Origin of the sequence: Inquilinus limosus MP06 (genome assembly GCF_000767795.1) — a bacterium.
Classification (GTDB): Bacteria; Pseudomonadota; Alphaproteobacteria; order DSM-16000; family Inquilinaceae; genus Inquilinus; species Inquilinus limosus_E.
On record NZ_JANX01001059.1, the window covers coordinates 1 to 993 of the forward strand.

Below are 993 nucleotides of genomic sequence, written 5' to 3' on the forward strand. Positions count from 1 at the left end.
TGCCCTGCAGCCCGCTGTCCTGCCCCGTCACCACCACATCCGTGGCCGCGCGCCGCCAGGGCGTCCTTCAGCCCGGCGACGGCCGTCCCCGCCTCCAGCTCTGTCCGGCCGTTGAGGTTGACGACGTGGCCCAGATCGATCGCCTGCTGCATATTCAGCCCCCAGTCCAGCACCCCCAGGATAGCCTGGGCGACATAGGGGATGATACGGGCGCCGCCGGGCGACCCGATCACCAGCACCGGCCTGCCCTGCTGGTCCAGCACGATAGTCGGCGCCATCGAGCTGCGCGGCCGCTTGCCCGGCTCGACCCGGTTCGCCACCGGCCGGCCGCCGGCATAGGGCAGGAAGGAGAACTCGGTCAGCTCGTTGTTCAGCAGGAAGCCGCGCACCATCAGATGCGAGCCGAAGGCGCCCTCGATGCTGGTGGTCAGCGACACCACGCTGCCATCGGCGTCGACGACCGAGACATGGCTGGTGTCGGACGGTTCGGCGGAGGTGTCGGAGCTCCATTCCTGCCCCGCGCGCCGCGGCGGGTTGCCGGGCGCCGCCGGCACCGGCGCCGCCCGGTCCTCCAAGATCGCCTTCGCCCGCGTGGTCAGATAGGTATTGTCGACCAGGCCCGATGCCGGGACCAGGACGAAATCGCCATCGGCGAGATAACGGTCGCGGTCGGCAGTGACCAGCTTGCCGGCCTCGGCGAACAGGTGCCAGGCCGCGACGGTGTCGGGCCCGGCCTTGCGCATGTCGAAATGCTCCAGCAGCCCGAGCATCTGGCCGACACCGATGCCGCCGGAGCTCGGCGGCGCCATGCCGCAGACCTGCCAGGCGCGGTAGGGCACGCAGACCGGCGGGCGTTCCACCACCCGGTAGATCTCCAGGTCGATCGGCGCCAGCCAGCCGGGATTGCCGGACGCGCCCTGGGCCGCGGCGACGATGTCGGCGCCGATCGGGCCCAGATAGAACGGGCTGTCGCCGCTGCCGAGGATGAAGCGC

At 71.2% G+C, this 993-nt stretch carries 1 protein-coding gene; it reads right to left on the bottom strand.

Going from position 1 to position 993, the window contains the following annotated elements; genetic code table 11:
- On the bottom strand, positions 1-993 hold a 993-nt coding region (locus tag P409_RS35170; protein WP_193366543.1), incomplete at both ends, for a gamma-glutamyltransferase family protein.